Below are 26,831 nucleotides of genomic sequence, written 5' to 3' on the forward strand. Positions count from 1 at the left end.
GTAAGCCTCTTAAACGAACAGACCAAAGACACCAAAAATAAGAGTGGAAACGACGGCAATCATCAGACCGACCGCAGATTCGTAAGGAACCAGTTTTAAACGTTCTTTAATGTCCATGTGAACAGCACCACCTGTGGCATGGAAGAAACTGCCGTGCGGCATATGGTCAACCACGGTTGCACCTGCATGGATCATTGCAGCACCAGCCAATGCGGGCACACCTAATTCAAGGATGGTATGGCTAAAGACACTTGATGCAACCGCTGTACCTGCTGTTGTCGATGCAGTGGCCAGCGACATCATGGCACCGGAGATTGGCGCCAGTAGATAAGACGGCAGACCCGATGCGGTAAGGATGTCAATCAGGCCGCCTTTCAGACCAGAATTGGCAATAATGCCTGCCAGAGTACCGGTACCTAAGAGCATGACTGCAACGGGCGCCATACGGCTCAGGCCAGAGACTGCAAAATGGTTGGTATCACGAAAACGCCCCATCATAACAGCCCCCATCAGACCGCCTAAAGGCAACGCAATAAGCGGATCAACATTAATGCCAGCAATTGGACGTAGCGCAAGCAGTGCGATAGCGACTAAAGGTGCCACAATGGCAGCGGAAAACTTAGGCAGGCGACTATGATCAACCGCGACGACCTCATATTCTTGTACTTTAGTGCCTTTGTTAACGAGCTTTTTGGCAATGAAATAGGCGAGAACTAACCCGCATAAACCGGGAATAACACCTGCCATCATGACGGATGTCAGCGGAACATTGAAGGCATCGGCTGCGGCAATGGCATTTGGATTGGGTGACATTACGTTACCGGCCTTACCACCACCAATCATCGCAAGTAGAATCGCCATTTTCGATAGATCAGCACGACGTGCGATTGCTAAGGCAATAGGTGCAACAGTAATAACGGCAACGTCAACAAAGACGCCGACAGCCGTTAGGATCATGGTGGCGACAGCGAGTGCAAGCAGGGCACGGGTTTCACCGACTTTTTTCACGATGGTTTCAGCTATCGACGTTGCCGCGCCAGATTCAATCAATACCCCAGCCAGCACACCGGCGGCGAGAATGCGCAGCACTGCAGTGACGATGCCCTGAGCACCGCCAATCATTAGGCTGACGGTGTCAGTCAGTGATACGCCACCGACAATACCACCGACCAGGGCGCCGATGATCATGCCGTAAGCGGGGGGAACTTTCTTTAAGATCAAACTGATTGCAACAATTAATGCGGCCAGAGCACCGAGGGTTGAGACTTCTACCATCATCTTCGCTTATCCATAGTGAGTGAAATATGTCGATAAACACAGTGTGTTTGAGTGGAGGCAACTGTACTGAGTTAGGGGAGACGATGCTTTAGGCAAGATGACAAATAAAATGAAGGTTAGAATCGTCAAATTGTGCAATTGCACAATTTGATATTTTCCAGGGTCAATTGATTAGTGCGAGATACAACCTTGTTTTGTCAGGTATCTTACTGAAAGATAAGGAGGTTATTTGTTCTATCTTTTCTATCCGATAACGCAGGGTATTTCGGTGAATATGAAGGCTCTCGCAGGTTTGAGCTAAGTCACAATTTTGGGCGAAAAATGTCTTCAAGGTTTTGAGCAGTACACCACGAGGATCGTGATGTTCTAATTGTACCCTCGGCTGGTTTAATAACTCATGACGCCATGGGTCATGTTTTAAGCCACTGAGTAATACCGGTAAGATGTGATCTTGATAAAACAGCACTTCATTGGTATTGCTGCTATGTTTACTTCGATCATGATGGCTTGGATCGTGGCTGCTTGGATCGTTATGGTATGTTGTGGCTTCTAATGTTGCTTTGGCGGTCATGAAAGAGCGAGAGAGCCCCTGCAATGTAGGAAAATAGTCTCCCAGTGCAATGCGAATACGGAAGTTACCTTCTTTCGCTATCCGCGTTATCAGCTTATGAACGCGTTTTTGCTCTAATGAACGGGACCAGCCGTTAGCATCTAAAGTGATCGGTTTCAGCACCACCACTTCATTCATGGAGACTGAAGCGATCCCAACCAGGTTATCGCGTTCTGGATACTCGAGAAGGTGGACCAACCGCTGAATATGTTCCAAGGATAAAATTTCCCCTTTGGTCGGGTAAACTTTAACAATGGCGGCGATACGAGGCTGGGAGAGATCGAGCTCTAGTCGCTCCGCAATCGATAAAAGTTGGTTCTCATTGAGTGCCGTCCCCTGGATCAGCTGTAATACCAACTCTTCCCGGTGACGTTTATTCCATTGAATCTGTGCCATTAAAGCGGCTTGTTCGACGATCAATTCGGCGGTCATCTTGACCAATTCGCCATAATTGTGAATCGCACTGGGATCGCCTGAAATTCCGACCACCCCGATAGCTTGATCCTGAAATATTATCGGTAGATTGATCCCTGGCCTAACTCCTTTCAGTTGCTGCGCAGTCGCCTGATCAATTTCGACAATACGGTTATCGTTTAAAGCGAGAATGGCACCCTCGTGACGTTGGTTGAGGCGAGAAGGATCGCCGGAGCCGATGATCCGTCCTTGATCATCCATGACATTGACGGAATATTTAATGATCTTCATGGTGCGCTCAACGATTTGCCGCGCAATGGTCGCATTTAGTTGCATTATTGGTTCAGATCCTGAAAATGTGCGAACTTCAACACACATTACACTACCAGATTTTGAGGATAGCTATGGACTACGAATTTAAGAAAAATACCCTGGACGGTAGCTATCATGTGATTTTTTCGATGGGCCATGAAGCACTGGGGCGCTGGTTGCTGGAAGAGGTCGGTAAAGACTTTGATAAGATGGATACGATAGAGGCCCAGATTGGTGCGCTAAAAAATAGCACCAAAGAATGGCGTTTGCTGGGAGAAGACCTCTCGCTGGTACTGCAGGATAACGAAGCTTTAGTACAGGCTAACTGCATGTTTTCAGAACAAGATGATGAGTTTGATGAAGACATGCATTTTTATGACGAAGAGAGTATGTCGTTGTGTGGTTTTGAAGATCTTGAGCAGGTTTTGCATGCATGGCGTGCATTCGTGACTCGCTTTTAATAGGTTTCCTGAATTCTCTTCTTTTTGCATCGTTTCAGTGAAAAGGCCGCACCGATATGGTGCGGCCTTTTTCGTTTCCTCGTTTTATTTTATTTAAGTTGCTGAAATTTAATAGCTTTAAAACTTGGCATAAAGCTTGTTACTTAACTTGTGTCAATCATAAGGAATTTGAATTAAAGGAGCAGGCGATGAAATTGATTAATGCAATTATTAAACCTTTCAAGCTGGATGATGTTCGTGAAGCACTATCGGATGTTGGCGTTGAGGGGATGACAGTCTCTGAGGTTAAAGGATTTGGCCGTCAGAAAGGGCATACCGAGCTATATCGCGGCGCTGAATATCAGGTCGATTTCTTGCCGAAGGTAAAGCTGGAGATAGCGACTCAGGCCGAGAACCTTGATGCCATTGTTGAGGCAATCACTAAGGCGGCACAGACAGGGAAAATTGGTGACGGCAAAATTTTTGTTTATGACCTGGAACATGCAGTGCGTATCCGTACCGGTGAGACAGATCTCGAAGCGCTTTAAGCATTGTTCTTACGTAATGGAATAAATACAAATCTAGTGGTTACAGAGGAAGACGACAATGGAACTAACAACGACGGTAACAGAGTTGCGTTATGCGCTCGATACATTCTTTTTCTTGATGTCAGGGGCGCTGGTGATGTGGATGGCGGCCGGGTTTGCCATGCTCGAAGCGGGTTTGGTGCGATCTAAAAATACGACTGAAATTCTGACTAAAAACTTTTGCCTGTATGCGATCGCCTGCACCATGTATTTGATTGTCGGCTATAACATCATGTACCTCGAGAACGGGGAAGGCGGCTGGTTACCCTCCATTGGAGCCTTAATTGGCAGCCAGGCCGAAGGCGCCGATCACTCGCTGGAATCTGATTTCTTCTTCCAGGTGGTCTTTGTTGCAACCGCGATGTCCGTGGTATCCGGTGCTGTTGCTGAACGAATGAAATTATGGTCGTTCCTCCTTTTCGCTATCATTTTTACGGCATTTATCTACCCAATGGAAGGTTACTGGACCTGGGGCGGCGGCTTTCTGTCTGTAGCGGGTTTCAGCGACTTTGCCGGCTCAGGTATCGTCCACATGGCTGGTGCCGCAGCTGCTTTAGCGGGAGTGTTATTGCTAGGTGCCCGTAAAGGTAAATACGGTAAGAACGGTTCCGTCCACCCGATCCCGGGTTCAAATATGCCACTGGCAACATTGGGTACGTTTATCCTGTGGTTTGGCTGGTTCGGTTTTAACGGCGGTTCGCAGTTGATGTTATCTGACTTTGAAAATGCAACAGCGGTTGGTCAGATTTTCTTAAACACCAACGCCGCGGCGGCTGCAGGTGCGATAGCCGCGATAGCGGTATGTAAAACAACCTGGGGTAAAGCCGATTTAACCATGGTGCTAAATGGTGCGTTGGCGGGGCTGGTTGCGATTACCGCTGATCCACTGTCGCCATCACCTATGGCTGCCGTGAGTATTGGTGTCGTTGCGGGTGTGTTGGTTGTATTCAGTATCATCGCTTTTGATAAAGTAAAAGTTGATGATCCGGTCGGTGCAATTTCAGTGCACGGAGTATGTGGTTTATTCGGCCTGATGGTCGTGCCATTTAGCAATGCGGACGCAACATTTGGTGCTCAGCTACTCGGTGCGGTAGTCATCTTTGGCTGGGTATTTGCGGCAAGTCTTGCATTATGGGGAGTGCTGAAAGTGACTATGGGTATCCGGGTAACGGAAGAAGAAGAGCTGGCAGGTATGGATTTACATGACTGCGGTATTGATGCTTACCCTGAGTTTGTCAGCGTGAAATAAATTCACTTCATCGAACGAGAGAGTAGAAACTAAGAAACGAGTAACATATATTTTGCTCACAACTTTAAGAAAGCGCTGCCAGTTGGCAGCGTTTTTTTTGTTTTTTTTGTTCTGGCGCATTGTTTTGTCGAAGTGCTTCAGTATAATTGAGTGATATTGATAACTATTATCATTCCATTTTGCGTTAGAGGGTTTATTCGATGAAAAAGCTGTTGGCTTCGGCAATTTTGTTTGGTTTGGCTGTGCCTCAGGTAGCGACTGCTGCCGAAGAAGTGAATGTTTACTCTTACCGTCAGCCTTTCCTGGTTGAGCCTATGTTCAAAGAGTTCACTCAGGAAACCGGCATTAAAGTAAATGTAAAGTTTGCCAAAACTGGCCTGACGGAAAAGCTCCAGCAAGAAGGCGAATACAGCCCGGCAGATGTTGTGCTGACAACCGATATCAGCCGCTTGGTTGAACTGTCTGATAAGCAGTTGGTTCAGTCAGTTGATAGCAAAGTCATTGAAGCTAATGTTCCTGCACAATACCGCGACTCTGAAGATGAGTGGTTTGCCCTGACACTACGCACACGTAATGTTTACGCATCCCGTGATCGCGTCGGTCACCTGCCTGCAGATTTTGATTATACCGATTTAGCGAACCCTGAGTGGAAAGGTAAAATCTGTACCCGCTCAGGTAAGCACCCGTACAATGTTTCATTGGTTTCTTCTATGATCGCCCACTATGGTGAAGCGGAAGCAAAAGAGTGGCTGGAAGGCGTTAAAGCCAACCTGGCACGTAAGCCGCAAGGTAACGATCGCGCTCAGGTGAAAGCGGTTAAAGAAGGGCTGTGTGATCTGGCTATTGGTAACAGCTATTACCTTGGCAAGATGATCAACGACGAGAAGCAAAAGCCGTGGGCTGAGTCTGTTTACATTGAATTCCCAGGACAGAAAGCGAACGGTACTCACGTTAACGTCAGTGGTATGGCGATGGCCAAATATGCGCCAAACAAAGAAAATGCCCAGAAGTTAATGGAGTTCCTGACGGACGATAAAGCACAGCAAATGTACGCGGAAGTTAACTATGAGTACCCGGTAAAAGCAGGCGTGAAACGTTCTGAGCTGGTGGCTTCCTGGGGTGACTTCAACGCAGACAAGCTCTCGCTGGAAAAAGTGGCTGAGTACCACAGTGCCGCCATCAAGCTTCTGGATGAAGTGAAGTTTGATCTATAAGTTGTAAATAAAAGGGGCATAAAGCCCCTTTTTTGTTTTAAGCCAAATATCTTTTCCAATGAGTTGTGGTAGTTTCACTTACTAAAAAATAGTGTCACTATCTCGCAAGAGTTGCAGAGTATAGCGGGGCATTCAAAGTCTGATTCAGTGTTGTTCTGAGACAATCAATGTGTTGCAAAAGGTATTAAGTAGTAGGCAATGAAAGAAAAATATATGTTTTGGCAAACCAGTGGCTGGGTATTATCTCTGCTGCTGGTTTTTCCCATTTTAGCCATCTTCTATACCGCGATGGGAGAATCCGATGAAGTGTTCTCTCATTTAATGAGCACGGTAATGGGCACCTATACCGCCAATACCTTCTGGCTGGTAACCGGTACCGTCGTGCTGGCCTTGGCTTTTGGTTTGCCGGCGGCCTGGATCATGGCAATGTGCCGAATTCCTGGCGAAAAAATTCTTCAGTGGGCCTTAGTGCTGCCTCTGGCAATGCCAGGATATATCATCGGTTACATCTATACCGACTGGTTTGACTACGCCGGGCCTATACAAATTTTTCTGCGTGACTTTTTTGGCTGGCAAAGCACGCATGACTACTGGTTCCCAGATATTCGTTCGTTAGGCGGTGCTTGTCTGATACTGGCATTGGTTCTCTATCCTTATATTTACCTGTTAGCCCGAACGGCATTTATGGAGCAGAGCGTCACCTTGCTGCAATCGGCAAGACTGTTGCGTTGCTCGCCGTGGGAAAGTTTCCGTCGTATTTCACTGCCTTTAGCACGTCCGTCAATTGCGGTTGCGATATCGCTGGTTGCTATGGAAACGCTGGGTGATTTCGGAACCGTCAGCTATTTTGCGCTGAATACATTGACGACGGCGGTATATGACACCTGGCTGGGTTATTCCAATTTAAATGCGGCCGCTAAAATATCAGCCATTATGCTGCTGGTGGTTTTTCTGCTGATCAGTGCCGAGCGTTTTAGTCGTCGCAAACAGAAACTATTCCAGCAGCAATCTGAGCACGGCGACGATGTGCGCTATCAGCTATCGGGCATGAAAAAATGGCTGGCAATAGCGTGGTGTTGGGGCTTGGTGGGGTTTGCTTTTGCTTTTCCTCTGACGCAGCTGGCTTATTATGCCTGGCACTATTTTGCACAGAGCTGGACGGCTGAATTCCAGCAGTACAGTGTAAACAGTTTATTCGTTTCGCTTGTCGCAGCTTCGTTTGCGGTTGTTCTGGCTTTGATTGTTAACTTCTACCGCCGGCTGGATGCTCATAAATATTCTGTCGTGCCGACGCGGATCGCATCACTCGGTTATGCGGTGCCGGGAACGGTGTTAGCCATCGGGGTGATGATCCCGCTGACATCGGTTGATCATTTGTTGAATGATGTGTCGCGTTTTCTTGATTTAGGCCGTCCGGGACTGGTGTTTTCCGGGACGATATTTGCCATTATTTTTGCCTTTGTTGTCCGTTTTGCAGCCGTCGCTATCGGCAGCATAGAAAGCAGTTTAGCCAAGATCCCGCCGTCATTAGACATGGCATCGAAAACCATGGGTTATGCCTCAACGGCAATGCTGCGTCGCGTGCATTTACCGTTGATTCGTCGCGGTTGCCTGATTGCGGGTTTGCTGGTGTTTATTGAATCAATGAAAGAGCTGAACGCGGCTTTGCTGCTTCGTCCTTTTAATTTTGAAACATTAGCAACCTATGTCTTTAACTTCGCCTCAGATGAACAGTTAGAGCTTGCGGCTCTGCCTGCGATTTTATTGGTCTTTGTTGGCTTGATCCCACTGGTGATGGTTAACCGTTCTTTGGAGCAGAAACACTGATGAATAGTGCATTATCCGTTCATAACTTAACGTGCCGATATAACGGTCAGGCGGTATTACGGAACCTTTCGCTGCCTGTCGAAGAGAACGAAATCGTCTGTCTGCTGGGGGCAAGTGGTTGCGGCAAAACAACCTTGCTCAAGGCGATAGCCGGCTTGTTGCCATTGGAAAGTGGTGAAATGCATATCAATGGCCGGACCATTGTTGATGCCACAACCTGGCTACCGCCAGAAAAGCGAAAAATTGGGATGATTTTCCAGGATTATGCGTTATTTCCCCACCTGACGGTGGCCGAAAATATTGCATTTGGTCTGCGAGACTGGGAGCCAGCACGGGTTAAGGCCAAAATTCAGCAAATGCTGGAGCTGGTTCATTTAACCGGTCTCGATGACCGCTATCCGCATCAGCTGTCGGGTGGTCAGCAACAGCGGGTCGCGATTGCCCGTGCACTGGCATGCGAGCCTGATCTGATTTTACTGGATGAGCCGTTTTCGAATATTGATACTCAGGTGCGCTATGGTTTGATCCGTGATATTCGCCAGATCTTTAAAGCGCAAGGTGTGACAGCGATTTTCGTGACCCACAGCCGCGAAGAAGCCTTTGCTTTTGCCGATCGTTTAGCCGTAATGAATAATGGCGTGATTGAACAATTTGGTTGTGCGACTGATCTGTATTACCGTCCGAGCAGCCGTTTTGTTGCAGAGTTCTTAGGCACGGGCTCTTACCTGCCTGCGACGGTGAAAAATGACCGTCATTTATTCACGCCATTCGGTGATATTGAATTCCAGTCTGACCATCATTATTGCCAGGATACGAATGTTGAATGGTTATTGCGCCCGCAGAATTTAAAAGTGCAGCGCGAGAATAATGGCGAAGGGGTGATCATCGAACAACAGTTCATGGGTGATAACTGCCGTTATACGGTGGATTTTCAGGGCCATAGTTTAGTGGTCAATTCACACTTGATCCTCCAGATTGGCGATAAAGTTGCGGTCAACATTGAACCGCATGATCCAGTGGTATTTGCGACTGCTTGCTAGCACTGGTAGCGTTTTGTTTAAAAATAAAAAGGCCAACATGATGTTGGCCTTTTTAATAACATTTAATGTTGATGAAATCTGTCACATCGGATAAACGGTATTGAGATAGCTTTGTGCCTGTTCACGCATTTTTTCCTGATCCGGATGGCGGTTGACCTGAAGGTAAAGAATATAACAAATCCCAAGCAGCAGATGTGCCAGATCATCAGGCGTTTTATCTGCGGCGAGTTCACCTTTTTCAATCCCGTTAGCAAAGATTTCAGTAACACGCTTGAGGCTGCTTTTGTTCTCACTTATATACTTCGGCCAGATTTCTTCGCGTACCGAGGTACTCCACTCAAACCATACCTTCAGCCAGTCTTGCTGCTCGATAACGGTATCAATCAGATTATGGGTAATACCGGTTAAACGGGCATGAAGGCTGGTATTGTGGTCTTCCAGGCATTGTGTCAGCAGTTGGCTGAAACGGTTTTCTACCTGAACAAGCACCTGCTCGACTAATGCTTCTCGGGTCGGGAAGTAGTTAAACACCGTGGCAACCGACACGTTTGCCATTTCAGCAATATCGGCATGTCCGGCTCTGCCAATACCACGTCGGGCGAAGACGTCTAAGGCAAAATCGAGGAGTTGTTGTTTCCTTTTTTCCGGAGACAAACGAGTGCGGGTTTTCTTTACTAGCGTATCCATAGTTGCTTGTTCCCTAGCCGTAAGTATTTATAAGTTTTATGTATTTCTATTTTTGTTTAACTTTACAGCAGCAATGGATATGCATCAAATTTTACTTGAGAGAAGTGTGTCGAATAATTGACACTATCTATAAAATAACTATTACGCTGAATGAGTGTTAGAATATGGCTTCGTTGTGATGTGTAGCCTACAGACGGCTGGCGCGGCCGTACTGATGGAGAAAAAGATGAAACATACCGTTGAAGTAATGATTTCTGAGCAGGATGTTCAGGCACGAGTAAAAGAGTTAGGAAGGCAAATTACCGAGTGTTACAAGGGGTCTGAAAACCTTGTGATGGTGGGTTTGTTACGTGGCTCTTTTGTTTTTATGGCCGATCTGGCACGTGCCATTGAACTACCTCATGAAGTAGACTTCATGACGGCATCAAGTTACGGCAATACCATGGAAAGTAACCGTGATGTCCGTATCCTGAAAGATCTGGATGATGACATAAAAGGTAAAGATGTTCTGCTGGTGGAAGATATTATCGATACCGGTAATACCTTGCATAAAGTATGTGAAATTCTGTCCTTGCGTGAGCCAAATTCTATTCGTATCTGTACTCTGCTTGATAAGCCTGAGCGCCGTGAAGTGGATGTGAAGGTTGACTGGTTTGGTTTTGTGATCCCTGATGAGTTCGTGGTCGGCGTGGGGATAGACTACGCGCAGAAATACCGTCATTTACCTTTCATTGGCAGAGTTGTACCGCTGGAAGAGTAAGATATAAAAAAGCGACCGGAGGTCGCTTTTTTATTGGCTTATGATAATTTCGGAACGAGTAGTGCTGACATGGCTGCTTGGTAGGTGACTTCCAGTGATTCCCGACTGGTTGCGTTGACCCCAAGATCGCGGAGGATGCCATCATCGATCCCGTAGATCCAGCCATGAATGGTAATATCCTGACCACGCTCCCAGGCTTGCTGCATGATGGTGGAGTTGCCCAGATTATAGACCTGCGTGGCAACATTGATTTCACACAGTTTATTATCCCACTCTTCACGGGATAGTGAGCCCAGGTCGCTGCGATGCTTTAGATATAAATCACGGATGTGCAGCAGCCAGTTATTGATCAGCCCTAAGGGCGGATTTTCAATTGCCGCTGTTACCCCCCCGCACCCATAGTGGCCGCAGACAATAATATGTTTGACCTTCAGGACGTCAACGGCGTATTGAACCACTGACAGACAGTTTAAATCGGTATGGACGACCTGGTTGGCCACATTGCGGTGAACGAACAGCTCACCTGAATCCAGACCGGTCAGGCGCTCTGCCGGCACCCGGCTATCTGAACAACCAATCCAGAGATATTCTGGGTATTGTGCTTCTGCCAGATGAGAAAAGAACTCTGGCTTTTCTTCCTTAATGTTCTCTGACCAAGAGAGATTATTTGCGAATAACTGCTTAATATCTGCCATGATGATGCCTTAATCTGATAGATGTCTTACTATACACAAGCTGGGCTAATAGCAAATCGGATTAGTTGTAATTTTTCTAACATTAATATTGCAGTTTATGAACGCATTAGAAATATCAAATTTAAGTAAAACCTATAAAGGCGGCGTTATTGCGCTGAAAAATATGAGCTTATCTGTCGAGCAGGGTGATTTTTTTGCACTGCTTGGCCCCAATGGTGCTGGTAAGTCGACCACCATAGGGATTATAAGTTCGTTAGTTAACAAGACATCGGGCAATGTGAAGGTCTTTGGCTATGATCTGGATACCCAGCTGGTTGAAGCCAAAAATCAACTGGGTCTGGTGCCACAGGAATTTAACTTCAATCAGTTTGAAACGGTAGAGCAGATAGTGGTTAACCAGGCCGGTTATTACGGTGTGGAAAAATCATTAGCCAGAGAACGGGCTAAAAAGTATCTTTCACTACTTGATCTCTGGGGCAAGCGCCATGAGCGGGCAGGTAGCCTGTCGGGGGGCATGAAGCGCCGGTTAATGATTGCCCGTGCATTAATGCATGAGCCTAAGTTATTGATCCTGGATGAGCCAACCGCCGGGGTTGATATTGAATTACGCCGCTCAATGTGGACATTCCTGCGCGAGATCAATCGTCAGGGGGTGACCATCATTCTGACCACTCACTATCTTGAAGAAGCGGAAATGCTATGCCGCAATATTGGCATTATTAATCATGGTGAGCTGATTGAACATACCACCATGAAAGATCTGCTCGGCAAGCTGGAAGTGGAAACCTTTGTTCTGGATATCCAGCTCAATGGCCATAAGCCGCAGCTTGATGGCGTGAGCTGGAAAATGCCGGATAACCACACCCTGGAGATCGATATCCATAAAGGGACCGGTCTGAACCAGCTGTTTGGTCAGCTAACGGCACAAGGCATTGACGTGGTTTCAATGCGGAACAAGGCCAACCGGCTGGAAGAGTTATTTGTTACCCTGGTGGCACACAGTAAAGGAGAGCGATCATGAGGCAGCAGTACTGGATTGCTTTCCAAAGCCTGATCACCAAAGAAGTACACCGTTTTACCCGCATTTGGGTGCAGACACTGGTACCGCCAGCGATCACGATGACACTGTATTTCATTATATTTGGTAATCTGATCGGGAGCCGTATCGGTGAGATGAACGGCTTCAGCTATATGGAATACATCGTGCCGGGCCTGATCATGATGTCGGTGATCACTAACTCGTATTCGAATGTCGCCTCGTCATTCTTCAGTGCCAAGTTTCAGCATAATATTGAAGAGCTGTTAGTCGCCCCGGTGCCGAATTACGTCATTATTGCCGGTTACATTGGCGGCGGGGTACTGCGTGGTTTGATCGTCGGCTTTATCGTGACGGTTGTTTCACTGCTGTTTGTCGATCTGAATATTGCTCATTTTGGGGTGATTGTCGCGACAGTGCTGATGACATCGATTGTGTTTGCGCTGGGCGGGCTAATTAATGCGATATATGCTCAGACCTTTGACGATATAAGCATCATTCCGACCTTTGTGCTAACGCCACTGACCTATCTCGGCGGGGTGTTTTATTCGATCAGCCTGTTGCCGGAATTCTGGCAAGGGGTATCGAAGCTGAACCCGATCGTTTATATGGTCAATGCATTCCGTTATGGTTTCTTAGGCGTCTCTGATGTCGGGATCGTGACATCGTTCGGGGTATTAACTGTCTTTATCACATTCCTGTATGGCGTTGCTCATTACCTGATATCACGCGGTATCGGCCTACGCTCGTAGTAACTATTTATCTCATTGCTATTTCGTCCAATATCGGCATCGAAAGTGCTCATTTATACTTATAAACTCTGCGCTTTCTCTTTGCTCTTGAACGAAATAGCTTAGAGCTGAACAGCTACATAGGGGGACGGGAGAAAGAGTATATTCGGTGCGATCAAAAAGGCCCAGCTCATCGAGCTGGGCCTTTTTGCTAAACAGATCCCGCAGGTTACTCGGTAGCTGCCGGTTGCGGCGGCGTCAGATCGACAACCAGGTTATCAATCAGGCGTGCTTTACCTAATTGAGCCGACATCAGGATCACCGCCTGTTGGGTTTCCTCGGTGATAGCTTGCAGGTTTACGGCATCGCGGATGTAGCTTTCATCCGGTTGCAGGCCCGCGGCACGCAGCTGATCATTGGCATCAACGATAAGCTCTGCGTAATCGGTCCGGCCGCCGCGCATCTGACTGCTGATCCAGCGCATGGTACGGGCCAGTACCGGCGCGCGCTGACGCTCGTCAACGGTCAGGTAGCCATTGCGAGAACTCATTGCCAGGCCATCCATTTCACGGACTGTCGGCACACCGATAACTTCAACGTCCATCGCCATATCTGTCACCATCTGACGGATAAGGGCCAGTTGTTGAAAGTCTTTTTCGCCAAAACAGGCGACGTCTGGCTGGACGATGTTAAACAGCTTGGTCACGACGGTGGCAACACCGCGGAAATGACCAGGACGCAACGCGCCTTCCAGTATTTGCGATAAGCCGGGTACATCAACGAAGGTTTGGTTATCTAACCCATGTGGATACATGATCTCTGGCGTTGGGGTAAATACCAGCTCAACCCCTTCACCGTTCAGTTTCGCCAGATCATTTTCCAGGGTACGGGGGTAGTTATTCAGATCATCAGCTTTGTCAAACTGCATCGGGTTAACAAAAATACTGACAACAACGACATCCGCTTGCTCACGAGCTTTACGAACCAGAGTCAGGTGACCGTCATGAAGATTGCCCATGGTTGGAACGAAAGCGATACGACGGCCTTCACGACGCCATAAGCGGATCTGCTCTCTGAGCGGGGCGATCTCGGCAAATGTTTGCATCTTTTATTCCTTACTCAAAGGTGTGCTGTTGGGCTGGGAAAACCCCGGCTTCAACGTCTTCTCGGTATTTCGTCACGGCAGTACGCATGTCACCGGTTTCGGCCAAGTAGTTTTTCGAAAAACGTGGCATGTAATTAGCTGAAATACCAAACATATCGTGCATAACCAGGATCTGGCCATCAGTCGTATTACCGGCACCGATACCTATCACCGGCACTTCTACCGCTTTGGTGATGCGTTCAGCCAGGCTCGCAGGAACACATTCCAGTAAAATGATCTGTGCCCCGGCATTTTTTAACAAGATAGCATCTTTTACCATCTGCTCAGCGTGGTCGGAGTTACGACCTTGCACTTTATAACCGCCGAAAATATTGACTGACTGTGGAGTCAGGCCCAAGTGGGCACAAACCGGTACGGCACGTTCAGTTAATTTGGTAATGGTTTCGGCCAGCCAGGCTCCGCCTTCCAGCTTGACCATGTTGGCCCCCGCACGCATCAGCTCAGCGGCGCTTTCACAAGCTTGCTCAGGAGTGCTATAGCTCATAAATGGCATATCGGCCATCAGTAATGAGTTCGGGCTGCCAGCACGCACACTGCGGGTGTGGTAGGCAATATCTTCTACACTTACAGGCAAGGTATCAGGTTTACCTTGCAGTACCATTCCTAAAGAATCACCAACCAGTAAAACCGGAACTTCCTGCTGCTCAAATAACTGAGCAAAACTTGCGTCATAGGCTGTTACCGACGCGAATTTACGACCTTCTTGCTTCCATTTCATCAGGTCGTTGATTGTTATCTTTTTCATAGCTTCTCCCTCACCCTGAACAATGGTCTACGATTGCCAAGTGGCTAAGCCATTGCGGTCCACCTGGGTTAACAGCTGTTGCAATGCTGTGTTGTCAGGCAGAATCAAATCAGGGGTAATTTCGGCAAGAGGATAAAGTACGAATTCACGTACTTTCATTCCATAGTGTGGAACGGTCAGACGTTCACAGTGATGCACTAGATCGCCATATAAAATAATGTCGAGATCCAGCGTTCTTGGTCCCCAGCGTTCATCTTTGCGGACACGGCCATGCGTAAGTTCGATGGCCTGAGTTTTATCCAGCAAGTTCAGCGGGGATAATGACGTGTCAATGGCGACCACGGCATTGATGTAATCCGGTTGGTTCTGCGGTCCCATCGGGGTGCTGCTGTAGAGTGAAGAGACAGCAACAACCTCAATGTCCGGGGTCTGTTTCAGTGCTGTGATAGCGCTGTTGGCCTTGGCAACAGGATCATCCAGGTTACTGCCGATGGCAATATAAGCTCGAATCATGATGGTGACTTAGCTTGTGGTTTCTTGCGCTGCTGCGGACGCCGGCGACGAGGGCGACGACTGCCGCTACCGTCATTGATTTGCTGCACCATCTTGTTGCGCTGTGCGCGTTCAGCATTTTGGAATTCGTTCCACCAGCTGGCCAGCGCCGCAATATCATCGCCTTCAAACTGCCCGCGCATTTCCAGAAAATCATAGGAGGCCCGGAATTTAGGGTGCTCTAATGTTTTGAAAGCACGCTTGCCGGTACGGCGGTTGAACCGAAGCTGCTGCTGCCAGATATCACGGATAGTGGTGGTGTGGCGGCGTGGAATCGCAATGGTCCGGACCTGTTCATCCAGAATATCGTTCGCAGCGACCATAAAGGCATCGTAGAAGGCTAAGCCGCTGGTAAATGAAATCTCTTCAGCTCGGGTCATTAGCGGATACCACAGCATAGCGGCATACATAAACGCTGGGTTAACCCGCTGATCATTGGCAATACGCGCGTCCGTAGCGGCCAGAATGTGTTCAATCATCTGCTCTGTCTGGCTGCTGTGATCTTCTGTGAAGTGCTCAGAGAGGATTGGGAACAGCTGCTGGAACAGGTTGTGCTGGCGCAGTAACTTGTATGTTTCCAGCCCTTGGCCGGCTTGCAATAGTTTAAGGCTTTCCTCAAACAAGCGAGCAGACGGGATATCACGTAACAAGGGCGCTAGCTGCTCAATCGGTGCCGCAGTTGTGGCATCAATGTCCATATCCAGTTTGGCGGCAAAGCGGACGGCACGCAGCATACGGACCGGATCTTCGCGGTAACGGGTCTCAGGATCACCCATCAGGCGAATGATGCGATTGTTCAGATCATTGATCCCGTTGGCGTAGTCGCGTACGGTGAAATCTTTGATGCTGTAGTACAAGGCATTGATGGTGAAGTCGCGACGCTCGGCATCTTCCTCGATGGAACCGTAGACATTATCACGCAGTAGCATGCCTTCCTGACTTTGTGAGGAAATCTGCTGCTTGCCTTTGGCATCAGGTTGAACGGTGGCCTCTGGTTTCGCTTTGACGTCAGGTTTACTTTGGGGATCGGAGTGGTGCCCACGGAAGGTGGCAACCTCAATCACATCACGGCCAAAAAGAATATGCGCCAGACGGAAGCGACGACCAATCAGACGGCAGTTACGAAACAGGTGTTTAATCTCTTCCGGCGTGGCGTTGGTCGCGATATCAAAATCTTTTGGCTGTTTGTTTAGTAAAATATCACGTACGCCTCCCCCGACAAGGTAGGCGTCAAACCCTGCTTTATTCAGGCGATAAAGTACCTTCAGCGCATTTTCGCTAATAGCGCTACGGGAAATACCGTGCTCTTGGCGTTGAAATATTTGCAAGGTTGGTTCCTCATTGACGCGCGAACTACTGTCGCGATTCAATACTTTACGGCAAAAGCTGGCTACTCGATTAAAGATAATACACCTCATTTTCGTGCATCTGGTTCAATAAACAGCCGCATATGATATATCACGGCGAGCCATTTTAGAATGCTAGAGTGATCGCAGTGGTTTGAGGCAGGTTATCGATATCCCAGCTATCAACGCCCCACTGCAAAATTTCAGCCATGCTGGCATTGATTAAATCAGCCGGTGGAGCCATACCCAAAAAGGTCATGGCATTTATTAAGGCCGGTTTTGGTCGTTCTTTATCAATGGCCGGAGCATGGTTCTGTTTGGATAACTTATTCCCATTGTCCGTCACCGCAAGGGGTAAATGCAGATAACTGACTTCAGGTTGCTGCAAATGGCGATACAGGCTGATTTGACGTCCCGTCGGTTCAATCAAATCGGCACCACGAACCACTTCGGTTACACCTTGTTCAATATCGTCAAGTACGACGGCTAAGTTGTATGCATAGAGGCCGTCACGACGGCGGATAATGAAGTCTTCCTGCGCCAGTGCGGCCGGGATCTCAATGCGGCCATGCAATTTATCAACAAAGTGAGTGATCGGGGTATCAACTTTAAGTCGAACCGCGCAATGGGTTGCGAGGTAGTTGAGTTCGCGACACGTTCCCGGATATAAGCCACCGGCAAGTTTAATTTGTTTACGGGTACATTGACAGTAGTAAGCGGTGTGATCACTCAACCAGGTATCAATTTGTGCCTGATAAGCCTCGTGACGCTGGCTTTGATACATCACTTTGCCATCCCAGGCTAAGCCATAAGCTTCTAACGTACGCAGGATATCGTCTGCCGCACCGGGTATTTCCCGGGGCGGGTCAAGGTCTTCAATGCGTACCAGCCATTGCCCTTGTTGTGAGCGGGCTTGCAAATAGCTGCCTAAAGCTGCAATCAGAGAGCCGAAATGCAATGGTCCTGACGGAGAAGGAGCAAACCGCCCAACGTAGTGAATGTCAGTGTTCATAAATAAATAAAATTGTCACCCTTCACGCATCATGACTTCGCTCAAGGTCGAGGGCGAAACCGCATGGACGCAACGGTCGTTAAAATGGGCTGCATAACATAAACAGTATTAATTAACGGCCTAATGTTCAGTGAATTAATACCATTGATAAACGTTTTAGCAAACTAACTTACCGCGGTATAAATGAAAGAAGGAGCTTTCGCTCCTTCTTAAAGTCCGTTGCCGAATCATACCGAAGGTATTAACCTGCCATCTGCTTCTCTTTGATTTCTGCAAGTGTTTTACAGTCGATGCACAGATCGGCGGTCGGTCGTGCTTCAAGGCGACGAATTCCGATCTCAACGCCGCATGAATCACAGAAGCCGAAGTCATCGTCTTCGATACGCTGAAGCGTTTTTTCAATCTTCTTGATCAGCTTACGCTCACGGTCACGGTTGCGTAGCTCTAAGCTAAATTCTTCTTCCTGTGCGGCGCGGTCTACTGGATCCGGGAAGTTTGCAGCTTCATCCTTCATATGGTTAACAGTGCGATCAACTTCTTCACGAAGCTGGTTACGCCAGGCATCAAGAATTTTACGGAAGTGCTCTAGCTGAGCTTCACCCATATATTCTTCGCCGGCTTTTTCCTGATACGGCTGAACCCCAGCAATAGCCAGGATGCCTAGCGATTTTTTAACGTTGCTCTCTGGCATATAGCATCTCCTAATATACCTAATAACCGTCACTGGTTAATTTTGGGCGGTATCTATAGCAGAAAGGGTTATGTGTGGCAATTGCTGCATATATTCAATTTTACACCAATGTGAAGAATGCATCATTTTTCAGCGTTGTCGGTGAAAATCTATACAGTCAGTTAATATGAGCTCATCTTGGCTTAGTGTCGCTTTATAGCAGATGATCTCAACGCCGGCCTGTTCTGCCTGTTTGATTAAATCATAATAGTCCGGGTCTATATGGTGTGCCGCCGTGATATTTTCAATCCCTGAATGCAAAATAGCGAAAAAAAGCACTGCGCGCTGACCATTTTGGGCCACTTCGGCCAATTCTCTCAGATGTTTCTGACCCCGGGTGGTCACAGCGTCGGGGAAATACCCCCGGCCGTTGTCTAATAAAGTGACGCTTTTTACTTCAATGTAGCAAACGGGTTTATCTTCAGCTTCTAATAGAATATCTATCCTGCTGTTTTCGCTACCATACTTGACTTCCGTCCGGAGCGATAAATAGCCTTGTAGTTCTGTGATGATATTCCTGCTTATTGCCTCTTTCACCAGGTGGTTGGCTCGGGCGGTATTAACACAGATCCAATGACCGGCTTTTGTCTCAGTTAATTCCCAGCTATGGGGATATTTTCGTTTAGGATTGTCGGATGTTGAGTACCACACCGTGCTGCCTGGCTCGGCACAACCTGTCATGGCACCGGTATTAGCACAATGGATAGTACAGATTTCTCCGCCAGGCAATTCTATATCAGCCAGAAAGCGTTTATAGCGCTTGATAAGCGTAGCGGATTGTAACGGGGGGTCAAACTTCATTCGGATTCCTTGTCAGGTTGCGATAGCGGCCATTGTTGCAGGCAACGGTAACGTACACCCGAGCCATCGGGTGTCAGTATCGCTTCAGAGATATACAGGCCAAAGCGGCGAAAATCAAAGTGTAAATCCAGGGGAGCGGGCAATGATTGCGGTGGATGGCGGACCTGTTTTTTCAGTGTGATATGGGGACGATATGGCCTGTCCTCTTGTTTCAGGCCGGTGTCGAGAGCGACTTGCTTCAGTTCAGCTGCCAGGGTAAGCAAGGCCGGGGGCGGATTGTTACTGTCGAGCCAGATGATTTTATTCCGTTTTCGGTAATTGAGCTGAAAGTTGCGGAGAGAAAACGCCGGGATCGCCGTGAGCTTTCCGGTGTGGTTAATCAGATCTTGTTTCTGCTCTGCCGTGACGGAGCCGAGAAAGGCCAGTGTGATGTGAAGATTGCGTTCAGCAACAGTTCGTCCATCACACTGAAGCTGTTGCTTTAACTGGCACAGTTGGCGAAAACTGGATCGGTTGACGCCGTTATGGTGTAAATCTAAAGCGAAAAATAGCCGTTCAGTTAGGTCGCTCATTTGGCCCCGATATCTTGTACAATGGCTGCAGTCTCATTTGATCATGACACAAGGTTTTAACATTGTCACAGCTGCCTATTGATGCCGTACTCCCATCATTGCTCAATGAACTTGAGATCCGCTCTCAGTTAATCCTTAAAGCACCGCCCGGTGCGGGTAAATCTACCCGTCTGCCACTGGCTTTACTGCAAAGCCGATGTGTCAGCGGGCGTATTGTGATGCTTGAACCGCGCCGTCTGGCGGCCAGAAATATTGCTGGTTATCTGGCCTCTCTGCTGGGGGAGCGGGTGGGGCAGACGGTGGGCTTACGTGTTCGCGGCGAGAGCAAAATCAGTCCAGAAACCCGGCTTGAGATCGTGACCGAAGGGGTGATGACCCGAATGTTGCAGCAAGATCCTGAGCTTAAAGGTATTGAACTGCTTATTTTTGATGAGTTTCATGAGCGCAGTGTTCATGCCGATACTGCGCTGGCTTTGGCTCTGGAAGTACAAGATGCGTTGCGTGAAGATTTGAAGCTGCTGGTAATGTCGGCCACCTTAGATGCCGAGGCGCTGACCGGCTTGCTGCCCGATGCCGGGTATATCGCATCGGAAGGGCGGTGTTTTCCGGTTGAGTACCGTTATAAGACGCTCAATGGCAGTAATCAGCAGTCTGGTGGCTTTGCGTTTGCGAATGGCGTTGCTTTGGTAAATAGTTGCGCCCGTGAAATCCTTAAGCTGCTTGATAGCGAATCAGGCTCGATGCTGGTGTTTTTACCCGGAGCCGGTGAGATCAAACGGTTAGCTGAGCTACTGGCTGACAAGGTTGGCGCGAATATTATGGTCAGTCCGCTGTATGGCCAGCTTAATATCAGCCAGCAGCAGCAAGCGATAGCCCCGGCGCCCTCAGGCCGGCGAAAAGTCGTCCTGGCAACCAATATTGCTGAAACCAGCCTAACCATTGAAGGTATTCGGCTGGTGGTGGATTGCGGTTTAGAGCGTATTGCCCAGTGGGACCCCAAAGCCGGGATCAGCCGGCTGGAGCAGGTGCGTATTGCCCAGTCTTCCGCTGAGCAGCGTGCCGGGCGTGCGGGGCGTCTGGAACCGGGTATTTGCCTGCGCCTCTACAGCGAAGAGCTGTTATCCCGTCAGCCAGCCACCCCGCAGCCTGAAATCTTACGGGCTGACTTAACATCGTTAGCCATGGATCTGGCACAGTGGGGATGCCAGGATGCCGGTGACTTATGCTGGTTAGATCTGCCGCCAGCCCCGGCTCTGGCGCAATCTCGCCGTTTACTGCAGCAGCTTGGCGCCATGGATGAACGTTGCCAGCTGACGGAAAAAGGCCTGCAGATCCAATCATTAGGGGCCGATCCGCGCCATGCTGCGATGCTGGTGATGGCGAAGGCGCAGGGCAGCGGCGCGATGTCTACGGCAGCGATGCTGGTGGCATTGCTGGAAGATCCGCCACGAGGCATGGCCAGTCCGGATTTGCAGTTGCAGTTAAATTTACTGGAGAGCGGTAAATTGCCACGTTCGGGACAGTATCAGCAACGGGCTCGGCAACATTTAACCAAACTGATCAAATCAGCCCCATTAACTGGTCGCCTATCTTCTTCACTGGTTGTTGATGGCGACTGGATCGCGCCATTGATGGCGGCAGGGTATCCCGACCGCATCGCGCGCTCCCGCGGTCGTGACGGACGTTATCAGCTGGCAAACGGCCAGGGGGCAATGTTGCCTGCCGATGAGCCAATGGCTGCAGAAAGGATGCTGGTGGTGGCGGATGTGGTGAAAACCCGTCAGGGTGACAGCCGGATCTTTTCCGCGGTAGCCGCTGATAGCGACCGTTTACAGGCGCTATTACCGCATTTGTTTACCGAGCGGGAATGGCTGGACTGGGATGATAAAAAAGGCCGTTTGACGGCGGAAAAGCATCTGTGCTGTGGCAGGCTCATTTTGCAGCGGACGTTGCTGGCAGAGCCGGATCCGGCCAAAGCCAGCGAGGCCTTGCTCAATGCGATTATGCGTAAGGGGCTGGCTGCATTGCCATGGAATAGCAAAGCAGAGAGTCTGTTACTTCGTGCCCGCTGTGCGACGCAGTGGCTTCCGGAGCTGGCTTTACCGGCGATGGATGAGGCAACGTTGTTAGCAGACGCTGAACAGTGGCTGCTGCCATTTATGACGGGCATGACAACCCTCAAGGCGGTCGCCAGGCTGGATCTGTGTGCGGCGCTAGAAGCACGTTTAGGTTGGCAGCAAGTTAAAGCCCTCGAAGCGGCATTGCCGACCCATTATCAGGTACCCACCGGTTCCCGCTATCCGATCCGCTACATCGCTGGCCAACCTCCGGTTCTGGCGGTACGAATGCAGGAGATGTTCGGTGAAAGGGGCTCGCCCCAGATAGCCAATGGACGTATCGCTTTGGTGCTTGAACTGCTGTCACCCGCGCAACGGCCGCTACAGATCACTCAGGATTTGGCCGCCTTCTGGTCGGGCTCATACCGCGATGTGCAAAAAGAGATGAAAGGGCGTTACCCTAAGCATGTCTGGCCGGATGATCCGGCACACCATGAGCCGACGCGAAAAACGAAAAAATACATATAACGTTAAATGCTTATGACTTATCGCTCTTTTTTGGGATTCACCATAGTTGACTAATTATGATTAAGTTGCCTCTTTACCTTGCCATGTCTGGATCAAGACAGGCAGGGCCAAAAACGCCGGCACCGAAGAAGCCCGTTACAACACGGCGCAAATCACCGGCTAAAACGCCAGCCAAGAAACGGGCGGCGAAAACAACGCGTTCGAAGGAAAAAACGACGGCTAAGAAACGCCCGCAAAAGCCGGCTTGGCTAAAGTGGCTGGCCGGCTTTTGTCTGAAAGTGACGATAGCGGTTATTGCCGTACTGGTGGTGATTGGGATCTACCTTGATATGATCGTTCGCGATAAGTTTGACGGGCAGTTATGGAATTTACCCGCGGTGGTCTATGGCCGGGTACTGACGCTGCAACCGGGTCAGGCCATTACGTTAGAGGAGGTCAGGCGCGAGCTGGATTTGCTGCAATATCATAAAGTCAGAAACCCGCAACGGATTGGGGAATATTCTTCATCTTCCACCCGGATTGAATTGATCCGGCGGCCGTTTGAATTTGACGATGGCCATGAAGGCCGGCGCCATGTGATGCTGACATTTGATCAGGGCGGACTGAAAAGTATTCACCAGGCCGGTAGTCAGAAGCAGCTTGGCTATGTCCGTGTGGAGCCGAAAATGCTCGGTATGCTGGCCTCTTCCAGTGATGAACAGCGGCTATTTTTATCCCGCGAGCAATTTCCTGAAATACTGGTCGATGCATTATTAGTGACCGAAGATCGGGATTTCTATCATCATGAAGGGGTCTCTCCGCTGGCGATCGGACGGGCTTTATTCGCCAACCTGAAAGCCGGACGTACCGTACAGGGGGGGAGCACCCTGACCCAACAGCTCGCCAAAAATCTGTTTCTGACTCGGGAAAGAAGCTTGTGGCGCAAGCTGCGCGAAGCCGGTATCGCGCTGATCATTGACTATCGCTACAGTAAAGATCGGGTTTTGGAGGCTTACCTGAATGAAATTTATCTCGGTCAGGACGGGGCGAAAGAAGTCCATGGTTTTGCGCTGGGGGCACGGTTGTATTTTGGTCGCCCTATTCAGGAGTTACGGATTGATCAGCAAGCCTTGCTGGTAGGGCTGATCAAAGGGCCGTCATACTATAATCCGTGGCGTAACCCGGAGCGTGCTCGTCAGCGCCGTGATCTGGTACTGCGCCTGATGATGGATAACGGTATTTTAAATGGTACCCAATATGATCAAGCCGCCTCTCGTCCGTTGGATCTGCAGTCGAAGCCGATGATTGCGACGCGTCAGCCGGCCTATTTTCAGCAGTTACAGCGAGAACTGAAACAGAAAGTGGGCGATAAATTTACCCCGGGGATTGGTTTGCGCATTTTCAGCACCTTAGATCCGCTGTCGCAGCAAGAAGCGGAAAAAACGGTGGCAGCAATGATACCGGAGCTGAATAAAAAGGCCGGGGTCAAGGTGGAAACGGCACTGGTGGCGGTGGATCGCCTGTCTGGTGAAGTGCGAGCGATGATTGGTGGCAGCCGGCCGGGTTATGCGGGCTTTAACCGGGCGCTCGATGCCAGACGCCAGATAGGTTCATTGGTGAAGCCTGCGGTCTATCTGGCGGCCTTACGCCAGCCCGAGCGCTTCTCGCTGGCAAGTACCATTGATGATAAGCCGATCATGCTACAAGGCAGCAAGGGCACGCAATGGAAACCGCGAAACTATGACCGCAGGTTCCGTGGAGAGGTGCCGCTGTATTATGCATTGGCTAAATCACTCAATGTCCCGACCGTGAATCTCGGCCTGGAGGTGGGATTAGGCCCGGTGATTGAAACGATGGCTCAGCTAGGCGTTGATCGTAATGAAATTCCGAAACTGCCATCGATATTGCTAGGGGCATTTACCTTAACTCCCTTTGAAGTTACCCAGATGTTTCAGACGATAACCAGCGGCGGTCGAAAAGCACCGCTGACAGCTTTACGTGCCGTGGTCGATTTGCAGGGTAATTTACTGTATCAGGGCTACCCTAAAGCTGCTCAGGCGGTGCCAGAGCAAGCCGCATGGCTGACAACCTATGGGATGAAAAATGTCGTCAGCCAGGGGACTGCACGCTTCCTTCAGCCTCAATTTGGCTGGGCCGCACTGGCAGGTAAAACGGGAACGACCGATCAAGCCCGAGATAGTTGGTATGCGGGTGCCGACGGGCGTGAAGTGGTGACGGTCTGGGTAGGTCGCGATGATAACACACCGGTCAATCTAACGGGGTCGGCTGGGGCATTACGTTTGTATAGCCACTATTTGCAGCGCCGCAGCCCCGAAGTACTACGACTGGCCTGGCCGAAGAAAATGACGACGGTGAAATATAACAGGCAGTCAAATGGGACGTTAGAGATGAACTGCGCAGGTCAGCAGTCGCTGCCGGTGTGGGATCAGCAAGCAAAGCTGAAAGAGCGGTGCCGAGGCGATAAACCCGCCGCCTGGATAAAAGAGATGTTCAGCTGGTAAGACATAAAAAAGCCCCGCCAGGGGCTTTTTTATGTCATTCATCAACCTTAATCGTCCGGATCGAAATAGTAGGAAATACGCACTCGTGGATTTAAGTACACATAGACGTTTTCCGGCAGCTTGTTCGGTGCAATAGCCCGCTCTATTTTCAAATTACTCTCTTCCAAATCCAGAATCGGCGCTTCATTAGACGGGACTGAAGGATCGTAGATCAGGACATTGGGGTACAGCAGGCGATCAGAGTTAACCGAGATCACCAGCCCCAATTGCTGATTGGATAATTGCACCACACTGCCTGGCGGGTAGACCCCCATCAAGCGAACCAGCAGGGCGAGATAATCACTGTTGTACTGGGCCTTTTTATTTTTGAACAAGTATGACAAGGCATTATTCGGAATACGTGTGGTGCTCGGATCCTGCGGGTGGCAGAGGTTATCATAGGCATTGACTACCCCGATTAGCTGGGCGGTTAAATCTATCTCGTTGCCTTTTAGCTGCTGCGGGTAGCCGCTGCCGTCCAACAATTCGTGATGCTGGGCTAAAATATTCTTTGCCCCGAGCGGAAAATTTGTTGCCTGATTGGCCAGATCCAAACTGTATTTGGTATGAAGCTTAAGGTAGTTCTCTTCCGGTGCCGTCAGTGGCGTTGTCTTACGAACAATAGCGGTCGGGACTTTTAATTTGCCCATATCATGAAACAGGGCGCCAAAGGCTATCGTCTTGATCTCGTCGGCCGGCATGCCGCTCGATTTTGCCAACATCATCGACATGATTGCGACATTAAGAGAATGAAAGTAAATATCTTCGCACTCTTTGTTGTCGTTCATCAGATGCAGGGCGACGTTGTCAGATTCCATCAGGGCGTCGACCATCCCTTCAACCAGAAATTCGGCTTCCTGAATGGCGGTTAATGGACGGCTCTGGACTTTGCTGACGATAGCGCGCAATTGCGACATTGAGCGATCAAAATTCTTTTCACAGCGGTGGATCTTGCGTTTATAGTTTTTAAGGCGTTCTATCCGGCTTTGCTTTTCTTGCCATAATTTTTCCGCTTGCCGGTCTAAAAACTGACTTTCCTGCTCAGATATTGGCTCTAGCGGTACATTAGGTTCAAGCGGAACGGCATCGCTTTTTTCCGGGAGCAGGTAAACATGCTGAACGCCGAGGTTTTTAATTAAGCGGATCTGTTGCTGATCTTTTATTTTGAAATGGTTCAGTAGGAAAGGATGATCGGTCCATTGCAGTGGAAGCTTGACATATAAGCCTTCGGTTAGTCGTTCCACGGATAATTTTATGCTTGCCATTATTTTTCAAAGCAACCTGTTTTTGTTATGTGTGGTGAACCAAAGGGAGCCATTCAGGGCGCTGTGATTGCATGACAAGCTTATCTACATCGATATTATGGATAAAGCATTTTCGGCTTGTCTTGTGCCGTTGCGAGGCTCTTCATTGTTCAGATAGTTAATGTGCTCAGGCAGTATATCGCGATGACTAATCTATTCTCTTTATTTTGATACCATTATCAATACCTGGTGCAGAATAATCATGGCGGAAGGACTAAAGAATAAGCGATGGATGACATCTGATTAATGGTAACGTACTAAAAAACAATAATATAAGTGATTGTCGGGAGGTGTTGTACCGGTAAAAAAAAACCTCATCGAATGATGAGGTTTTCTCATAACTGGTGCCGACTACCGGAGTCGAACTGGTGACCTACTGATTACAAGTCAGTTGCTCTACCTACTGAGCTAAGTCGGCACACAAATTTTTTGTCTTCAAGCTTACGCTTCAAGACGAATTGGCTCCCTTTGCTGGACTTGAACCAGCGACATACGGATTAACAGTCCGGCGTTCTACCAACTGAACTAAAAGGGAATTATATGGTGCCTCGAGGCGGAATCGAACCACCGACACGAGGATTTTCAATCCTCTGCTCTAC

At 49.0% G+C, this 26,831-nt stretch carries 24 protein-coding genes and 2 tRNA genes; 11 read left to right on the forward strand and 15 right to left on the reverse strand.

Features of this window, described 5'->3' with window-relative positions:
* Window positions 1–9: 9 nt before the first annotated feature.
* Window positions 10–1,275, reverse strand: coding sequence for a GntP family permease (locus AC2204_RS16360; protein ID WP_318926770.1), 1,266 nt, complete (start codon window positions 1,273–1,275; stop codon window positions 10–12).
* Window positions 1,276–1,441: 166 nt separating this feature from the next.
* The gene (locus tag AC2204_RS16365) at window positions 1,442–2,638 is read right to left on the reverse strand and encodes a sugar diacid recognition domain-containing protein (RefSeq protein WP_318926744.1); all 1,197 of its coding nucleotides are present in this window, start codon (window positions 2,636–2,638) and stop codon (window positions 1,442–1,444) included.
* A 68-nt stretch (window positions 2,639–2,706) separates the two neighbouring features.
* Between AC2204_RS16365 and AC2204_RS16370 the strand changes: the two genes are divergently transcribed.
* The 6 genes from AC2204_RS16370 (at window position 2,707) to AC2204_RS16395 (ending at window position 8,971) form a co-directional block, all read left to right on the forward strand.
* Window positions 2,707–3,075 carry a YacL family protein gene (locus tag AC2204_RS16370; RefSeq protein ID WP_318926745.1) on the forward strand — a complete coding sequence of 123 codons (369 nt, stop codon included), beginning with the start codon at window positions 2,707–2,709 and terminating at the stop codon, window positions 3,073–3,075.
* Between the two features lie 188 nt (window positions 3,076–3,263).
* Entirely contained in the window at window positions 3,264–3,602 is a 339-nt protein-coding gene (locus tag AC2204_RS16375) for a P-II family nitrogen regulator (RefSeq protein ID WP_318926746.1), read from the forward strand.
* A 58-nt stretch (window positions 3,603–3,660) separates the two neighbouring features.
* Window positions 3,661–4,890 (forward strand): ammonium transporter, encoded by a 1,230-nt coding sequence (locus AC2204_RS16380; RefSeq protein ID WP_318926747.1) that lies wholly within the window; start codon window positions 3,661–3,663, stop codon window positions 4,888–4,890.
* Between the two features lie 200 nt (window positions 4,891–5,090).
* Window positions 5,091–6,104: a Fe(3+) ABC transporter substrate-binding protein gene (locus tag AC2204_RS16385; RefSeq protein WP_318926748.1), complete on the forward strand. Its 1,014-nt coding sequence runs from the start codon at window positions 5,091–5,093 to the stop codon at window positions 6,102–6,104.
* 198 nt (window positions 6,105–6,302) lie between these two features.
* On the forward strand, window positions 6,303–7,931 hold the full coding sequence (locus AC2204_RS16390; RefSeq protein ID WP_318926749.1) for an ABC transporter permease: 1,629 nt from the start codon (window positions 6,303–6,305) through the stop codon (window positions 7,929–7,931).
* A complete protein-coding gene (locus AC2204_RS16395) occupies window positions 7,931–8,971 on the forward strand; it encodes an ABC transporter ATP-binding protein (RefSeq protein ID WP_318926750.1) in 1,041 nt (346 codons plus the stop codon). Before AC2204_RS16390 ends, AC2204_RS16395 begins: the two co-directional genes overlap by 1 nt.
* Before the next feature lie 81 nt (window positions 8,972–9,052).
* Here AC2204_RS16395 and AC2204_RS16400 read toward each other — a convergent pair whose 3' ends face one another.
* Window positions 9,053–9,658 (reverse strand): TetR/AcrR family transcriptional regulator, encoded by a 606-nt coding sequence (locus AC2204_RS16400; RefSeq protein ID WP_318926751.1) that lies wholly within the window; start codon window positions 9,656–9,658, stop codon window positions 9,053–9,055.
* A 226-nt stretch (window positions 9,659–9,884) separates the two neighbouring features.
* Here AC2204_RS16400 and hpt point away from each other — a divergent pair, with 226 nt between their 5' ends.
* Complete coding sequence (gene hpt / locus AC2204_RS16405; RefSeq protein ID WP_318926752.1) at window positions 9,885–10,418, forward strand: hypoxanthine phosphoribosyltransferase; 534 nt, start codon at window positions 9,885–9,887, stop codon at window positions 10,416–10,418.
* Between the two features lie 38 nt (window positions 10,419–10,456).
* Here hpt and can read toward each other — a convergent pair whose 3' ends face one another.
* Entirely contained in the window at window positions 10,457–11,113 is a 657-nt protein-coding gene (can, locus tag AC2204_RS16410; protein ID WP_318926753.1) for a carbonate dehydratase, read from the reverse strand.
* Between the two features lie 97 nt (window positions 11,114–11,210).
* Here can and AC2204_RS16415 point away from each other — a divergent pair, with 97 nt between their 5' ends.
* Window positions 11,211–12,134 carry an ABC transporter ATP-binding protein gene (locus tag AC2204_RS16415; protein WP_318926754.1) on the forward strand — a complete coding sequence of 308 codons (924 nt, stop codon included), beginning with the start codon at window positions 11,211–11,213 and terminating at the stop codon, window positions 12,132–12,134.
* The gene (locus AC2204_RS16420) at window positions 12,131–12,901 is read left to right on the forward strand and encodes an ABC transporter permease (protein WP_318926755.1); all 771 of its coding nucleotides are present in this window, start codon (window positions 12,131–12,133) and stop codon (window positions 12,899–12,901) included. The genes AC2204_RS16415 and AC2204_RS16420 overlap by 4 nt, the downstream gene beginning before the upstream one ends.
* 208 nt (window positions 12,902–13,109) lie before the next feature.
* Here the strand turns inward: AC2204_RS16420 and panC are convergent, their stop codons facing one another.
* The 8 genes from panC to thpR form a co-directional block, all read right to left on the reverse strand.
* On the reverse strand, window positions 13,110–13,985 hold the full coding sequence (gene panC, locus AC2204_RS16425; protein WP_318926756.1) for a pantoate--beta-alanine ligase: 876 nt from the start codon (window positions 13,983–13,985) through the stop codon (window positions 13,110–13,112).
* Window positions 13,986–13,995: 10 nt separating this feature from the next.
* Window positions 13,996–14,790 carry a 3-methyl-2-oxobutanoate hydroxymethyltransferase gene (panB, locus tag AC2204_RS16430; protein WP_318926757.1) on the reverse strand — a complete coding sequence of 265 codons (795 nt, stop codon included), beginning with the start codon at window positions 14,788–14,790 and terminating at the stop codon, window positions 13,996–13,998.
* Between the two features lie 27 nt (window positions 14,791–14,817).
* Window positions 14,818–15,303 (reverse strand): 2-amino-4-hydroxy-6-hydroxymethyldihydropteridine diphosphokinase, encoded by a 486-nt coding sequence (gene folK / locus AC2204_RS16435; RefSeq protein WP_318926758.1) that lies wholly within the window; start codon window positions 15,301–15,303, stop codon window positions 14,818–14,820.
* Complete coding sequence (gene pcnB, locus AC2204_RS16440) at window positions 15,300–16,712, reverse strand: polynucleotide adenylyltransferase PcnB (protein ID WP_318926771.1); 1,413 nt, start codon at window positions 16,710–16,712, stop codon at window positions 15,300–15,302. The genes folK and pcnB overlap by 4 nt, the downstream gene beginning before the upstream one ends.
* A gap of 103 nt (window positions 16,713–16,815) precedes the next feature.
* On the reverse strand, window positions 16,816–17,688 hold the full coding sequence (gluQRS, locus tag AC2204_RS16445) for a tRNA glutamyl-Q(34) synthetase GluQRS (RefSeq protein WP_318926772.1): 873 nt from the start codon (window positions 17,686–17,688) through the stop codon (window positions 16,816–16,818).
* 253 nt (window positions 17,689–17,941) lie between these two features.
* Window positions 17,942–18,391: an RNA polymerase-binding protein DksA gene (gene dksA, locus AC2204_RS16450; RefSeq protein ID WP_318926759.1), complete on the reverse strand. Its 450-nt coding sequence runs from the start codon at window positions 18,389–18,391 to the stop codon at window positions 17,942–17,944.
* Between the two features lie 129 nt (window positions 18,392–18,520).
* Window positions 18,521–19,231: a DNA/RNA nuclease SfsA gene (sfsA, locus tag AC2204_RS16455; RefSeq protein ID WP_318926760.1), complete on the reverse strand. Its 711-nt coding sequence runs from the start codon at window positions 19,229–19,231 to the stop codon at window positions 18,521–18,523.
* Window positions 19,228–19,803, reverse strand: coding sequence for an RNA 2',3'-cyclic phosphodiesterase (gene thpR / locus AC2204_RS16460; protein WP_318926761.1), 576 nt, complete (start codon window positions 19,801–19,803; stop codon window positions 19,228–19,230). Before thpR ends, sfsA begins: the two co-directional genes overlap by 4 nt.
* Before the next feature lie 62 nt (window positions 19,804–19,865).
* On the opposite strand from thpR, the gene hrpB reads away from it, so the two are divergent.
* On the forward strand, window positions 19,866–22,388 hold the full coding sequence (gene hrpB, locus AC2204_RS16465; RefSeq protein ID WP_318926762.1) for an ATP-dependent helicase HrpB: 2,523 nt from the start codon (window positions 19,866–19,868) through the stop codon (window positions 22,386–22,388).
* 83 nt (window positions 22,389–22,471) lie between these two features.
* Window positions 22,472–24,889, forward strand: coding sequence for a penicillin-binding protein 1B (gene mrcB / locus AC2204_RS16470; RefSeq protein WP_318926773.1), 2,418 nt, complete (start codon window positions 22,472–22,474; stop codon window positions 24,887–24,889).
* A gap of 47 nt (window positions 24,890–24,936) precedes the next feature.
* On the opposite strand, the gene AC2204_RS16475 is transcribed toward mrcB, so the two are convergent.
* The 3 genes from AC2204_RS16475 to AC2204_RS16485 all read right to left on the reverse strand — a co-directional run bounded on the left by AC2204_RS16475 (window position 24,937) and on the right by AC2204_RS16485 (window position 26,767).
* Entirely contained in the window at window positions 24,937–26,193 is a 1,257-nt protein-coding gene (locus AC2204_RS16475; protein ID WP_318926763.1) for a cyclic di-GMP phosphodiesterase, read from the reverse strand.
* Window positions 26,194–26,574: 381 nt separating this feature from the next.
* Window positions 26,575–26,650 (reverse strand) — tRNA-Thr (locus tag AC2204_RS16480).
* Between the two features lie 41 nt (window positions 26,651–26,691).
* A tRNA-Asn gene (locus AC2204_RS16485) sits at window positions 26,692–26,767 on the reverse strand.
* Window positions 26,768–26,831: the final 64 nt, after the last annotated feature.

It is taken from the genome of Photobacterium sp. (assembly GCF_057456235.1).